This window comes from Bacillus sp. FJAT-49711 (assembly GCF_018343715.1).
GTDB lineage: Bacteria > Bacillota > Bacilli > Bacillales > Bacillaceae_C > Lederbergia.
The window spans coordinates 69,029-82,933 of the sequence record NZ_JAGYPL010000004.1 but is presented as its reverse complement, the minus strand read 5'-3'; the positions used below and the strand labels follow the sequence as shown (position 1 = coordinate 82,933).

At 36.1% G+C, this 13,905-nt stretch carries 12 protein-coding genes; 10 read left to right on the top strand and 2 right to left on the bottom strand.

Annotation, left to right across the window (positions count from 1 at the left end; translation table 11 throughout):
- The first annotated feature begins 3 nt into the window (after positions 1 to 3).
- Positions 4 to 1,551 (top strand): FAD-dependent oxidoreductase, encoded by a 1,548-nt coding sequence (locus KHA96_RS18055; RefSeq protein WP_213130734.1) that lies wholly within the window; start codon positions 4 to 6, stop codon positions 1,549 to 1,551.
- Between the two features lie 163 nt (positions 1,552 to 1,714).
- On the opposite strand, the gene KHA96_RS18050 is transcribed toward KHA96_RS18055, so the two are convergent.
- Both KHA96_RS18050 and KHA96_RS18045 read right to left on the bottom strand, forming a co-directional pair.
- Positions 1,715 to 2,515: an aminoglycoside adenylyltransferase domain-containing protein gene (locus KHA96_RS18050; RefSeq protein ID WP_213130733.1), complete on the bottom strand. Its 801-nt coding sequence runs from the start codon at positions 2,513 to 2,515 to the stop codon at positions 1,715 to 1,717.
- Positions 2,516 to 2,673: 158 nt separating this feature from the next.
- Complete coding sequence (locus tag KHA96_RS18045) at positions 2,674 to 3,954, bottom strand: M20 family metallo-hydrolase (RefSeq protein ID WP_213130732.1); 1,281 nt, start codon at positions 3,952 to 3,954, stop codon at positions 2,674 to 2,676.
- Positions 3,955 to 4,483: 529 nt separating this feature from the next.
- Between KHA96_RS18045 and KHA96_RS18040 the strand changes: the two genes are divergently transcribed.
- The 9 genes from KHA96_RS18040 to cydC all read left to right on the top strand — a co-directional run bounded on the left by KHA96_RS18040 (position 4,484) and on the right by cydC (position 13,845).
- Positions 4,484 to 5,542, top strand: a complete 1,059-nt coding sequence (locus KHA96_RS18040; RefSeq protein WP_349305797.1) for a VanW family protein — start codon at positions 4,484 to 4,486, stop codon at positions 5,540 to 5,542.
- 602 nt (positions 5,543 to 6,144) lie between these two features.
- Complete coding sequence (locus tag KHA96_RS18035; protein ID WP_213130731.1) at positions 6,145 to 6,504, top strand: DUF3147 family protein; 360 nt, start codon at positions 6,145 to 6,147, stop codon at positions 6,502 to 6,504.
- An 18-nt stretch (positions 6,505 to 6,522) separates the two neighbouring features.
- On the top strand, positions 6,523 to 6,897 hold the full coding sequence (locus tag KHA96_RS18030) for a DUF3147 family protein (protein WP_213130730.1): 375 nt from the start codon (positions 6,523 to 6,525) through the stop codon (positions 6,895 to 6,897).
- An 83-nt stretch (positions 6,898 to 6,980) separates the two neighbouring features.
- Positions 6,981 to 7,127, top strand: a complete 147-nt coding sequence (locus tag KHA96_RS23135; RefSeq protein ID WP_249315731.1) for a hypothetical protein — start codon at positions 6,981 to 6,983, stop codon at positions 7,125 to 7,127.
- A gap of 231 nt (positions 7,128 to 7,358) precedes the next feature.
- Complete coding sequence (locus KHA96_RS18020) at positions 7,359 to 7,682, top strand: nitrous oxide-stimulated promoter family protein (protein WP_213130729.1); 324 nt, start codon at positions 7,359 to 7,361, stop codon at positions 7,680 to 7,682.
- Positions 7,683 to 7,990: 308 nt separating this feature from the next.
- Positions 7,991 to 9,394 carry a cytochrome ubiquinol oxidase subunit I gene (locus KHA96_RS18015; RefSeq protein WP_213130728.1) on the top strand — a complete coding sequence of 468 codons (1,404 nt, stop codon included), beginning with the start codon at positions 7,991 to 7,993 and terminating at the stop codon, positions 9,392 to 9,394.
- Positions 9,381 to 10,394 carry a cytochrome d ubiquinol oxidase subunit II gene (gene cydB, locus KHA96_RS18010; RefSeq protein WP_213130727.1) on the top strand — a complete coding sequence of 338 codons (1,014 nt, stop codon included), beginning with the start codon at positions 9,381 to 9,383 and terminating at the stop codon, positions 10,392 to 10,394. The genes KHA96_RS18015 and cydB overlap by 14 nt, the downstream gene beginning before the upstream one ends.
- Positions 10,394 to 12,121 (top strand): thiol reductant ABC exporter subunit CydD, encoded by a 1,728-nt coding sequence (gene cydD / locus KHA96_RS18005; RefSeq protein WP_213130726.1) that lies wholly within the window; start codon positions 10,394 to 10,396, stop codon positions 12,119 to 12,121. Before cydB ends, cydD begins: the two co-directional genes overlap by 1 nt.
- Positions 12,118 to 13,845 carry a thiol reductant ABC exporter subunit CydC gene (gene cydC, locus KHA96_RS18000; RefSeq protein WP_213130725.1) on the top strand — a complete coding sequence of 576 codons (1,728 nt, stop codon included), beginning with the start codon at positions 12,118 to 12,120 and terminating at the stop codon, positions 13,843 to 13,845. The genes cydD and cydC overlap by 4 nt, the downstream gene beginning before the upstream one ends.
- Positions 13,846 to 13,905: the final 60 nt, after the last annotated feature.

Sequence of the window (13,905 nt, the reverse complement as noted above, 5' to 3'; positions counted from 1 at the left end):
GCTATGAAAGTAGATTTAGTGATTGTAGGTGGAGGGTTGGGTGGTTGTGCTGCAGCTCTTTCGGCTTGTGCGAGTGGTCTTCAGGTCCTCATGACAGAAGAAACAGATTGGATTGGTGGCCAAGCTACTTCCCAAGGTGTGCCTCCAGATGAACACAAATGGATTGAACAATTTGGATGTACAAAAAGATATCGGACTTATCGTAATAAAGTAAGAGATACATATCTTAAAACGATGAATGTTAAGAAGTCTAGCACCAATTTTAATCCCGGTAATGGTCTTGTGAGTAATATTTGTCATGATCCTAGAATTTCATTGCATGTTTTATATGAAATGCTTATGCCTTACCTTTTGACTAATCAATTACGGCTTTTTTTAAATACGAAAATAATTTCGATTCAAAAAGTAAATAAAACCATTCATGAAATGACATTTGAAAATACAAATACCTCCGAAAAGGTGCAATTAACTGCGCCATATTTCATTGATGCAACAGAATCAAGCGATGTTCTCCCATTGGCCGATATTGAATATGTGACTGGGGCAGAGGCTCAATCTGTTACAGGTGAACCTCATGCGCTAAAGGAATATAATCCTTTGGATATTCAAGCTTTCACATACGTGTTGGCTATGGAATATCGAGAGGGTGAAAATCATATTATTCCAGAACCTGAAATGTACGAGTTTTGGAGAGAATTTCATCCAGATATATGGCCGAATAAATATTTAAGTTTTTTTGCACCTCATCCGATTACGAAAGAAAAAAGAAAGTATACCCTATTTCGTGAGGAAGATGGTTTTCCGCTTTGGGAATACCGCCGAATTTTTGACAAAGAACAGTTTGATTCGCCATATCATGCCGGAGATATTACTCTGATGAATTGGCCGCAAAATGATTACTTTTTAGGGAATAATTATGATGTTTCTGAACAGGAAAAGGAAAAACATATATATCAGGCCAAACAACTTAGTCTTTCCCTTTTTTATTGGCTGCAAACGGAAGCACCGCGAGCAGATGGGGGGAAAGGCTATCCTGGGTTAAAGCTTAGAAAAGATATATTTGCTACAAAGGATGGGCTCGCTAAGTCGCCATATATTCGAGAATCTAGACGAATTAAAGCAGAGTATACAATAGTAGAGCAGGACGTATCACCAGATACTAATCGTGGTAAAACAGGAAAAAAATATCATGATCGTGTAGGAATCGGTTCTTATAGTATTGATTTACATCCTAGTATGACTGGGAGAAATTATCTTGATATTAAAGCACTGCCCTATCATATTCCATTGGGGGCTTTGTTACCAAAAGAATTGGATAATGTTTTAGCAGGATGTAAAAATATAGGAACGACCCATATTACTAACGGCTGTTATCGATTGCATCCAACCGAGTGGAATATAGGTGAAGCATGTGGTACATTAGTTGCTTTTTGTATAAAACAAAATACAAAACCAAAAACGGTTAGAGAAGATGGGCATTTACTGGAGGCATTTCAAGCGGAATTGAGAAATGATGGCTTTGAATTAGAATGGCCTGAGGAATTTTATTAACATGTATCTCTTGCACGTCCGTTAAAACAATTTAATTACGAAGCATTTTAGGTAAATTAAGTAAAAAAAATGAAATTAAAAAGTGAAAACATGGTAATTCTGAACTGCACCCCAATTGTGTCTTACAATTGGGGCTGCAATCATTACAAAATAACGTTTTATGCTAACGCAAAATAGTTTGCTCAACTGTGTATCGAATGAAATTAATCGTTTCTTCCATATCATTTTGTGTAATTTTACTATTCTCCTGTTTGGCTGATAAAGAACGCATAATAAGTAAATCCCAAGGCGTTCCCAGTTCTTTCTGTGCCCAAATTGTAGCCACTGGTTTTGAAGTTACAGAACCCGTTCGTAGTGAGTAAAGCATTCGACAAAGAGTTTGTATAACAAAAACCTGACATTCCCTATTTGCCAACCATTCCAACCACGAAGGGTCGTTCTGGGCACTTTCAAGCCATATTTCAGCAATAGCTTTTACTGCTGGTATCATATCATTTGGGTCAATTGGACTGATAAAAGAACTAGGTTTAGGTCCAAAAACTTGAATCCCGTGTTCACGCAATGTATACAGCTGAAAAATCCAGCCATCTTCAAGAAAGTGTTTGAATAACTCCGTCCCGTGTTCAACTTGGGGATACTGTAATAAGGATGAATCCTTATTATTATGTAGTACCCTTATAGTTACATATACCACATCTATTTTATTTGCCCAATATGAATGACTTGCGGCAAACGCAGAATGTATATGTTTTAGTCGGTTGAAAAGAGTGTCATCAATATCAATATCAGTTACAATTACAAAGTCAATATCACTGCTAATTGGATTAAAATTACCAAGTGCAAGTGAGCCAATCACATACATACCAATAAAACGTTCTCCTGCAACTTCTTGAATTTGCGTTGAAAAATAATTAAGCACATCATTTACATCATCATAGACTGTTGTTTTAATATGTCCATCCATAAGGTTCCCCCTGCTATTAGCATTAGTTAAGGATGTGAATTAACTTTTGTAAAGTGATAATATTGCAAGCCATGAATAACCTTGTAAAATATCAAAAAACATTCATACTTGCTGATTTAATATATGTTTTGTGCTAAGGCAGCTTGTATATGTAATGTTTAATAAGACTCTACAAAATGTTTTAATACGTGTACTGCTTGAATACAATCGTTTAAAGACGACCATTCCAAAGGATTGTGGCTTATCCCATCTTTACTTTGTACAAAAATCATGGCAGCAGGGAGGTGGCGTCCTATAATCATAGCATCATGGCCAGCGCCGCTTGGTAAATAAAATGGTTCGATATGATTGGCGCGCATGGCTTTCTCTAATTTCTTCTGCATCTCTTTTTTAATAGGAACAGGATCCACCCTTAGTGTTTCTTTCCATTCCAGTTCGATATGATTGTTCATACAAATGGTAGATGCCTTTTCGGTAATTAAGTTGACCAATTCATTTCTTGAGCTTTCATGAATATCGCGAATATCTACCGTTAATTTCACTTGTCCAGGTATAACATTAACGCCATTCGGATGAACATGAAGTTTTCCGACTGTGGCAACCGCAGAGGAGCTTACTTGCTGCGGGAGGGATGGTAGTTCGGCGATAAATTGACTTGCGGCAACAAGTGAATCTTTTCTATCATCCATCGGAGTATTTCCAGCATGGCCAGCAGAGCCGGTAAAAGTCATTTCTAACCAACAAGGTCCAGCAATACCAGTAACAATCCCTACAGGAATGCCTGCTTTTTCGAGGCGCTTCCCTTGTTCAATATGAACTTCAACAAAAGCTTCGATTTTAGAAAAATCTCTTTTTGCTGATAATAGAGAATCAATTGAGAGACCGATATTATCCAAAACTTCTTCAAAAGATACTCCATAAATATCTACTTGTTTTAAAAGATCCTCCTTTTTAATTTCTCCAACTATCGACATGCTTCCAGTTAATCCACCATTAAATCGGGTACCTTCCTCATCTGTAAAAACAATAACTTCAAATGGCCTTTCAGGTATGTATACCGTTTCTTTCCATGCTTCAACTACTTCAAGTGCAGCAAGAACACCGAGTGGTCCATCAAAATGACCTCCGTTTGGAACGCTGTCAACATGAGAACCGGAAACGATGGCAGGCTGGTTAGGATTTTTTCCTGTTAGCCTTCCGATTACATTACCAGCACCATCAAGAGAGACGATCAATCCTGCTTCCTCCATCCATTTTATTATCATATTTTTAGCTTCCTTTTCTTCTTCGGAAAAGCCAATTCGATTAGATCCACCCTTTTCAGTAGGACCAATTTGAGATAATGCGAAAAGTCGCGATGCTAAACGACTTCCTCTGACCCCTTTATAATCTAAGCTCTTATCATAATCTGCGATTAGTTTTTCATGTAGGTAGTCCATCTGTGTTTCATCCTCATTTCACTATTGTGTTTATTCTTATTTTATATTAATTTTTGCTAGTAAAAAGCCATTTTGCTAGAAATTCACCTTCTAAAGACTATATTGATAAGTTAACAAGCATATCATGAAAAAGAATTGAACAAGATCTTGTCCATTTTTTGTAGGAATCATATGCACCAATTAAATGTTTCACAGTGTGAAAAATTTGTTTAAGATTCAAAAGTATTTGAATCAAAAGTTCTTTTTTTGCGTCTTATGTTATAGGGGAAAATGGAAAAGTAAGAAATGCATAATTGTTAGCGAATGTTCAGCAGGAAAATGCCGAAAAAAACCGTCGAACGAATTATTTGGTTTTCGCATATATTATTCAAGGAATAAACAGCTTATATAGCGAATCATAGTCATAAGAAAAATAAATTATTGAAAAAAGCCCAAATTCAAAGTCGAGGGAATATAGATATGCCTATTTGAATAGAGTGGAGAATGTGAGCCAAAAGATTAAAATATATAGAAAAGTTGGGATAAAAAAATGGGGATGTATAGAGGGTTGCTTACTGTTATTTTGGTGGGCAGTTTATTAGGCTTGACTGGATGTTCCGTTCAAGCAGCAAAACAGAAAGAGCTGGATGAGAAAATTGCTGAATTAGAAAAGCAAAAAGAATTATATGAAAAAGAACAGAAAAAGTTGGAAGAGGAAAGGCTTAAAGAGGAGGAACTACGCAAAGAGGAAGAAAGAAGGCTAGCAGAAGAACGAAAGCCAATCGATATTGAAGTTGTTGATCCAAATACGAAGGAAGTCATTAAAACATTTAATTTCATACGTAAAGATCTGAAAGAAAATGAAGAAACGTATAAGCAAGAAATCCAAAGTTGGGTGAAAGAAATGGCTAGAGGAACGGATACTACGGAAGGCTACGATCAAAGAATGATACCGGATCGATTGGGGAAAGATGGGAAAATTATTAAAGGAAATCCAAGAGTCATTTTAGAAGAATCGGAGCTATTCGATAAAGTGGTAGCTGCTTTTGCAGAAGGTGGAACGGTAGAACTTCCTTTATATGCTACAGAAAGTGGTTATAAAGAGGGTGAGGCCTCTCAGTTGGATGAAGTGGTGGTCGCAACCTTCACGACGTACTTTGGCGGAAGCCCTGATGGGCGGAATAAAAATATTGAACTATCTACAGATGCAATTAATAATGTGATTGTTGGAATAGATGATTATTTTTCTTTTAATACAACTGTTGGGCCAAGCGATGCGGAACATGGATATCAAAAAGCAATGGAGGCTTTAAATGGTAAACTCGTGGAAGGAATAGGAGGCGGGATTTGCCAGACGTCCACAACTTTATTTAATTCAGTTGATAAACTAGCAGTTTCGTATGTAGAATTGCATCATCATTCGGTGAATGTTGGGTACATACCGAAAGGGCGGGACGCAACGGTATCATATGGTGGGAAGGATTTTAGGTTCCAGAATACAACCGGAGCACCTTTGTTGATTAAAGCATCTGCAAAAGGTGGAGCGTTGACCGTTGAATTAAGGACATCTAAGGAAAACGCAAGCTTAGTTAAAAAAAGAAGTGCATAGGAGATTTTTTATTGCTCTTGATGAAGCAATGTAACATTTCCATTTATAAATAAAAACTATACATGAATTATGGCAAATAACCATCGGAACGCGACCAAAAAGGTCGCTTTTCATTTATAAAATATGTCACACGATAGACGGAAAACGTTGACTTTCACATGAAAATGGAAGTAACAAATAGCAGGAAAGGAATCCAACTAACTAATAATAAATTTCCTTTAACCTGACATTGACTATAAAACTAAAAAACAATGGTGGAAGGAAGAAACTTTTTAAATGAACACGGATCACAAACAATAAAAACGCTACGAACAATATATGATAGAACAACTTTACCTTCGAGAAATAAATGCCAGAAAAATACACTGTGGGAAGAGGTTTTTTAGTCAATAATGTAAATGAGACATTAATGAAATGAACCCAATTTATCCTTTGGTATTTATTGTAATCGTTTTATAAATCTTAACAATAAATTGCAATGGATAGACTAGAAGATTAGTATCTTATCGTGTATAATTATTTATGTGAACAATTTCACAATTGAGTTAGTTAATTACATCTATTTGGCCATGTGGATATGCTTTTAATCGAGGTGGAATAAAATGGGCGAAATTAGTTTTTTCGCATTACTAATACGATTTTTATTAGGCGGATTTGCAGTTGTGGGGTCTTCACTAGTGGCTAATAAATTAGGAGAGAAAGCAGGAGGAATCTTTGCAGCCTTTCCAGCTGTTTATTTAGCTGCGCTTCTAACGATCCATTTAGATTTTAGTGGAGAAGAACTTATTTCCCATTCAATTCTATTATCTAAAGGAGCCATTTATGGAATGGCTATAAATATATTGATTGCTATAATTGCTGGGTATTTATTGCAGAAACAAGGATGGAAACTTGGACTTATTCATGCAATGGGCTACTGGGTTATAGTATCAATGGTCGTTGTTATTTTTTCTGCAAAATAACAAAAAGAGGGGTTTCCCATGAAAATAAAAGATTTGCTCATTCGTTTTATATTAGGTGGAACGGCGGTCATGTTTAGTTATATTGTAACTATCATTTCTCCTTGGAAGATCTTGTCTGGAATTTTTGCCGCATTTCCAGCTGTAATGATCACCGCAATATTAATGGTAGGAATTGCTTCTGGATCAATGAACGCTGCTAAAATAGCTAAGGGATCAGTTTTTGGAATGATAGGCGGAGTTATTTGTGTTACGACTGTTTGGCTTGGATTGATAATAAGTAATAATTGGTTATTTAGTGTTATGTTAGGGCTTTTCTGCTGGTTAGGTAGTTCTATATTAGTTTCAAATTTAAAGGAACGTATGAAAGGGATAGGGATCAGAGAAAAAAGCTGACCTTATTTTTTTTTCTATAAAACTACTAAATTGGAGTTTTTATCCTCTTGCGAAATTGTTATATTCTGGGGGAGATGAAGTCATTGCTACTATTTACAATTAGAGGGGAAAACATCATGAAGAAAAAACAACTAGTATCCTTTTGCTTAGCGGCAACTCTAGCATTATCTACTTTTTCAGCTTCAGTAGATGCAGCAAGTAGGCAATATAAAGTAAAAAAAGGTGATTAGCTATGGAAAATATCAGCGGCTAACCATGTGAGCGTTTCGCAATTGAAAGATTGGAATAAGCTGAAATCTAACGTGATACGAGTAGGGCAAATTCTATACGGTGCTGAAATCATTTTCTTGAAAAATTATATTACTTAATGAAAGTGCTAGTGTTTCGAATGTTTCACTAAAATTATGAATTATGGTATCTTAAGGATATGCTTACATAATTTTAAAAGAAGGTGAATACGAGTGCCTCGAACGAAAAGGGAACTAAATAACGGACCTGTCATTCAAAAGGAAAAGGAAATCATTACGAAAATGATTGAATGGTATTGTCGAAAAAGGCATCATTTTAATGGTCTTTGTGAAGAATGTCACGAACTAAAGGAATATGCCTTAAAAAGACTTTCACTTTGCAGATTTGGTGAAGAAAAGTCAGCTTGTTCGAATTGCAAGATCCATTGTTATAAACCGGTCTATCGTGAAAAGATTAAGCAGGTTATGCGTACTGCTGGTCCAAGGATGCTATTACACCATCCAGTTTACTCCATTCAGCATTTATTGAAAAAATGACTTGCTCAAGAAAAACCATGTTATTTTACTATCTTTGTAAAAAGTCAGACTTGGAAATGTTATAAAATTTACTCTTCTTAAGGAAGAGTATGCTCAACTTGTCACAAATTCACCAACAAGCTACTTCTAAATTCAAAAATATCCTTATCCAAAAGTCAGTATATTTGTGAAAAATATCACGTATTAGAAGGCCCATATGTGTCTTGTTTTCATTACCTATGGATTAATGAAATTCACATTTGTGCATACATTCACAAGATGATCTAAACTACTATACTCATATTTTCAATTAGGAGGAGAAACAAATAATGGAAGAAATTATCCTAGCAAGGATTCAGTTTGCATCTACTACTTTGTTTCATTTTATCTTCGTTCCGTTATCGATTGGATTGGCTTTTATCATTGCTATTATGCAAACGATGTATTTAGTTAAGAAAGATGAAGTGTATAAAAAAATGACCAAGTTTTGGGGAACATTTTTCCTTATCAACTTTGCGGTCGGTGTTGTTACTGGGATTATTCAAGAATTTCAATTTGGTATGAACTGGTCATCGTATTCTCGTTTTGTTGGCGATGTATTTGGTGCTCCTTTAGCAATTGAGGCGCTACTTGCATTCTTTATGGAGTCAACATTTATTGGGCTTTGGATTTTTGGATGGGATCGAATCCCGAAAAAACTTCATCTCGCTTGTATTTGGCTTGTTTCAATTGGAACCATTTTATCCGCGTTTTGGATTTTAGCTGCTAACTCTTTTATGCAAAATCCAGTTGGTTTCACGATTCAAAATGGTCGTGCTGAAATGAATGACATAATAGCCGTTTTGACCAATCCAAAACTAATGGTAGCTTTTCCACATACGATATTTGCTAGCTTTGCTACTGCTGCTTTCTTTGTTATTGGTGTTAGTGCATGGAATATTTTGAAGAAAAAAGATCTTCTATTTTTTAAACGATCAATGGTTATTTCTCTTATTCTTGGACTCGTAGCCGGATTAGGCATTGCTTTTTCTGGACATTCACAAGCGACATATTTAATGTCCGCTCAGCCAATGAAAATGGCGGCAGCGGAAGCTCTTTGGGATGATAGTGGTGATCCAGCAGCATGGACGGTCATCGCTAATATTGATACGGAAAATAAAAAAAGTACTTCAAGAATTGAAATTCCATATTTATTAAGTTATTTAGCTTTCAGTGAATTTACCGGAAAAGTAGAAGGGCTGAAAACTCTTCAAGAGCAGTTTGTACAGAAGTTCGGAGAGGGAGATTACATACCTCCTGTAAAAACAACTTTTTGGAGTTTTAGAATTATGGCTGGTACAGGGGGACTTTTAATTTTATTAAGTGGAATGGGCTTATTCTTAATGTGGAGAGGAAAAATTGTTGAAAGCCGACGTTATTTAAAATGGCTTGTTCTTGCCATATTCTTCCCGTTTATTGGAAATTCCTTTGGATGGATTATGTCGGAAATTGGACGTCAGCCTTGGGTAGTCAACGGACTAATGTTGACCTCTGATGGGATTTCACCTAATGTAACCGCCGGACAAATATTATTTTCATTAATATCTTTCTCGCTTATTTATACCTTACTTGCGATTGCGATGGTGTATTTGTTTATAAGGGTAATAAAACAAGGTCCACATGAAAAAACAAAAGAAGATATTACCGCTTCAGATCCATTTGAAATGGGAGGGTTGAAAAATGCAGCTGAGTGAGTTGTGGTTTGTACTGATTGCCGTTTTATTTGTTGGTTTTGTATTCTTAGAAGGCTTCGACTTCGGGGTAGGGATGAGTACAAAATTCCTTGCAAAAAATGAATTAGAAAAAAGAATGCTGATTAATTCAATTGGTCCTTTCTGGGATGCAAATGAAGTTTGGCTTATTACTGCTGGAGGAGCAATGTTTGCTGCATTTCCGCATTGGTACGCAACATTATTCAGCGGATATTATCTTCCATTTGTTGTTCTTTTACTTGCTTTAATTGCAAGGGGAGTTGCATTTGAATTTAGAGGAAAAGTAAACTCGAAAAGATGGACTCTTACATGGGATTGGTCAATATTCCTAGGCAGTTTGCTGCCTCCATTTTTATTGGGAATATTGTTCTCCAGCTTAATAAAAGGGCTGCCAATAGATGAACATATGAATATGCATGCAGGCTTCGTGGATATTGTAAATATTTACACTGTCGTAGGTGGTATAGCTTTTGTACTGCTAACCTATTTACATGGATTAATGTTTATTTCATTGAAAACGACTGGTTCTTTGCGGGAGCGTGCACGTCAAATGGCTCAGAAAATTTATTTGACATGTGGGGGAGTTCTTGTCTTATTTACAGTTTTAACAGGAATGAATACTGACGCTTTTTCTGAAAAAGGGATGTTGTTCTATCCGCTTTATGGTCTCGTTGTCATTCTATACCTTATTTTGCTTCCGCTGCTGCGAAATAAAAAAGAAGGATATAGTTTTACAGTTACCGGTTTGGTTTTAATGATCATTACATCTTCGTTTTTCATCGCATTGTTTCCAAATGTGATGATTAGCTCCACAAGCTTCTTAAATAATTTAACCGTTTATAATGCTGCCTCTGGTCAATATTCATTAAAACTGATGACGATTGTTGCAGCTGTTATGGTACCCATTGTCCTTGGCTACACGATCTGGAGCTATTATATTTTCAGAAAACGGGTTACAAGTAAGGAGCATTTAGAATACTGATGGACAAACATCTTCTACATTATCGAGGAAGTAAAAGTCTACTATTCATTGTTGGCATCTTGACGATTGCCCAAGCACTTGCGGTTATCTTTCAAGCAGTGTATTTATCGGAAGCAATTGTAAAAATGTATAAAGGGGCTGCCATTTATGCAGTCCTTCCTTCGTTTGCATCGTTTATTGGAAGTTATATTATTAGACACTTTCTACAGTGGATGAAGGAAAAACTTGCGTATCGCTTTGCTAATAATACCTCTTTTCATTTTCAACAATTGCTAGTTGAAAAATTATTCGTGCTTGGACCTCGAATCATTGGAAAAAAAGGATCTGGGGATATGATTACTCTATGCCTTGAAGGAATCCCGAATTTCAAGACGTATTTAAAACTGTTTATTCCACGTGTTGTTGCCATGATTTGTATTCCTATAATCGTTTTCATGTACGTGTTAAAAGTGGATACAGCATCAGGAATCATTTTAGCGATTGTCATGCCAATAATGATTATTTTTCTAATCTTATTGGGTTTTACTGCAAAAAAACAAATTGATGCGCAATGGGATACGTATCAGCTTCTATCCCGTCACTTTGTCGATTCATTGCGTGGCTTAGTTACACTTAAGTATTTAGGAAAAAGTAAAACCCATCGGGAAGCAATTAAGTTAGTGAGCAATAAATATAGAATTGCGACTAATCGCACGCTTCGGGTCGCTTTTTTATCTACATTTTCTTTAGACTTTTTCTCTAGTTTATCTATAGCGGTCGTAGCGGTTGAACTAGGTCTGCGCCTTATTAATGGTGGGATTGGTTTGGAGCCTGCTTTAACGATTCTTATTTTAGCTCCGGAATTTTTTCATCCTGTACGTGAATTAGGAAATGATTATCACGCAACGATGGATGGGAAAGAAGCGGGAGAAAAGATTCATGCTTTTTTAAGAAATGAAGGAATTTCAGAAGAAAAAATATATGCGTCGATAAAGGAATGGGATGAAAAAAGCACATTGTCCATTCAGAATTTGACAAAGTCTTCTACGGAAGAAAACCGACTTATTCTAGATAATATAAATACGGAGATAAGTGGATTCAGTAAGGTAGGGATAGTCGGTGCTTCGGGTGCAGGAAAATCTACGTTAATTGATATTTTATCAGGATTTACACAAATTTCTACGGGGGAAATTTATGTTAACGGTACAGTTTTGCCACACTTAACGATTCCAGGATGGCAACAACAAGTTACGTATATTCCTCAGCATCCATATATATTTTCAGGCACGCTTGCTGAAAATATAAGCTTATATGCTAAAAATCCATCCAATGACAACATTGAACAAGCAGTAAATATGGCTGGATTAAGTGAGCTGATGAACAGCTTTCCGGAAGGATTAAACGAGAAAATTGGACAGGGTGGACGTGCATTAAGCGGTGGGGAAGATCAGCGTGTCGCGTTGGCTCGTGCATTACTCGAAAACAGACCGATTATGTTGTTTGATGAGCCGACAGCACACTTAGATATTGAAACAGAACATGAATTAAAGAAAATCATATTGCCAATGTTTGAAAATAAACTTGTATTTTTTGCAACCCATCGTCTTCATTGGATGAAAAACATGGATATCATTCTTGTTTTGGAAAATGGCGAACTAGTCGAAAGTGGGTCACATCGCGAACTTATTCAAAAGAATGGGGCATATTCTCGTCTTATCCATGCACGCATTGGAGGTGGCATCGAATGAAATTATTTCACATGTATATAAAACCGTATCTTATACAGTTTAAATGGTCAATTATTGTCACGGTTTTCTTAGGGATTTTAACTGTCCTTGCCGCCTCTATGCTTACTTTTACTTCTGGCTATTTAATCACAAGAGCATCGGAAATGCCTGCTACGATTCTTCTATTATATATTCCAATTGTTGGTGTTCGAACATTTGGGATTTCTAGAGCTGTCACTCGCTATTTAGAACGATTGACAGGTCATAATACCGTATTGAAGATTTTATCAAATATGAGAGTAAAGCTTTATTCTATTTTGGAGCCGCAAGCTTTATTTATCCGCTCACGTTTCAAGACTGGAGATTTATTAGGTACACTTGCAGATGATATTGAACATTTGCAAGACGCTTATATACGGACAATTTTCCCTACCATTATAGCTTTATTTTTATTTTTTTATTCCGTCGTTGTTTTAGCATTATTTGATTGGATCTTTGCTATTTTTATTTCTTTCTGTTTAAGCATTATTGTGTTTGTCTATCCACTTATATCACTTTATATTTTGAAAAAACACCAGCTGCAATTAAAAGGAATTCGCTCACAGCTCTATCAGTCATTTACAGATGCTATATTCGGTTTAACAGATTGGATGATTAGTGGAAGGAAAGAGACGTTTATTAAAGAGTTTACAAGGAAGAGTAAGAAAAGCGACGAGATTCAAAAAAAACTTGAAAACTGGAATCAATCACGGACGTTCCAACTGCAATTATTAAGCGGAGTTATTCTCATTTTTGTTGGGGTGTGGGCAGGCAAGGCGGCTCTGAATGGTGAAATAGCTCCAACTTATATCGCTGCCTTTACATTAGTGACACTGCCTATTTTAGAAGGGCTTATCCCAGTTTCACAAGCAATTGAAAGAATTCCAACTTATCAAGAATCATTACAGCGAATTGAAAACATCCGATTACATGTTCCGAAAAAAGAGAGGCTGCAAGTGCAACTTAACAAAACTTGCGAGCCATATATTATGCTGAAAGATGTTACGTATCGTTATGAAGCTGAAAGGAATGCGGCACTAGAAAAAATCTCACTCTCCATTCCATATGGTCAGAAAATAGCGATACTAGGGAAAAGTGGGGCAGGGAAAACTACATTAATGCAATTAATGTTAGGGGTGTTGAAACCAAAGTCAGGAAAAATCCAAATTGGTGGAAATGCACCTGACATGTATGGTGAACATATAACAAGCATCATGAGCGTACTTAATCAAAAGCCTTATTTATTCGCAACGTCGGTAAAAAATAATATTCATTTAGGAAACCAACAAGCGACAATAAAAGATATAGAGAACGTTATTCGTGATGTAAAGCTTGAGGATTACATTCGCTCTCTTCCTAATGGAATTGAAACACAGATGGAAGAGACTGGACAAAGATTTTCCGGTGGGGAAAGGCAAAGGATTGCGTTAGCGCGGATTTTATTGAAAAACTCTCCAATTGTTCTTCTGGATGAACCAACAATAGGACTAGATCCGATAACAGAAGCTGATTTGCTCGAGACCATTTTTACGGGACTAAAAGGTAAAACAATGATCATGATCACTCATCATTTAATTGGAATGGAGCATATGGATCAAATCATTTTTTTAGATAAAGGAAAAATTGCCATGAGCGGAACACATGAACAATTAATGGCAACAAATGAAAGATATCGACAATTGTATTTATTAGACAGGGGTTTTTAATTTATAAAACCTGGCTCGGAAAATTCCAAGCCAGGTTTAAAAATATTCTTAACTGATTTT

What these genes read in the sequence shown, in the direction of transcription:
- cydD (WP_213130726.1), top strand. Translation starts at nt 10,394, where the DNA reads ATGGACAAACATCTTCTACATTATCGAGGAAGTAAAAGTCTACTATTC.
- KHA96_RS18050 (WP_213130733.1), bottom strand. Translation starts at nt 2,515, where the DNA reads ATGGATGGACATATTAAAACAACAGTCTATGATGATGTAAATGATGTG.
- cydB (WP_213130727.1), top strand. Translation starts at nt 9,381, where the DNA reads ATGCAGCTGAGTGAGTTGTGGTTTGTACTGATTGCCGTTTTATTTGTT.
- KHA96_RS18045 (WP_213130732.1), bottom strand. Translation starts at nt 3,954, where the DNA reads ATGGACTACCTACATGAAAAACTAATCGCAGATTATGATAAGAGCTTA.
- cydC (WP_213130725.1), top strand. Translation starts at nt 12,118, where the DNA reads ATGAAATTATTTCACATGTATATAAAACCGTATCTTATACAGTTTAAA.
- KHA96_RS18035 (WP_213130731.1), top strand. Translation starts at nt 6,145, where the DNA reads ATGGGCGAAATTAGTTTTTTCGCATTACTAATACGATTTTTATTAGGC.
- KHA96_RS18055 (WP_213130734.1), top strand. Translation starts at nt 4, where the DNA reads ATGAAAGTAGATTTAGTGATTGTAGGTGGAGGGTTGGGTGGTTGTGCT.
- KHA96_RS18030 (WP_213130730.1), top strand. Translation starts at nt 6,523, where the DNA reads ATGAAAATAAAAGATTTGCTCATTCGTTTTATATTAGGTGGAACGGCG.
- KHA96_RS18015 (WP_213130728.1), top strand. Translation starts at nt 7,991, where the DNA reads ATGGAAGAAATTATCCTAGCAAGGATTCAGTTTGCATCTACTACTTTG.
- KHA96_RS18040 (WP_349305797.1), top strand. Translation starts at nt 4,484, where the DNA reads ATGGGGATGTATAGAGGGTTGCTTACTGTTATTTTGGTGGGCAGTTTA.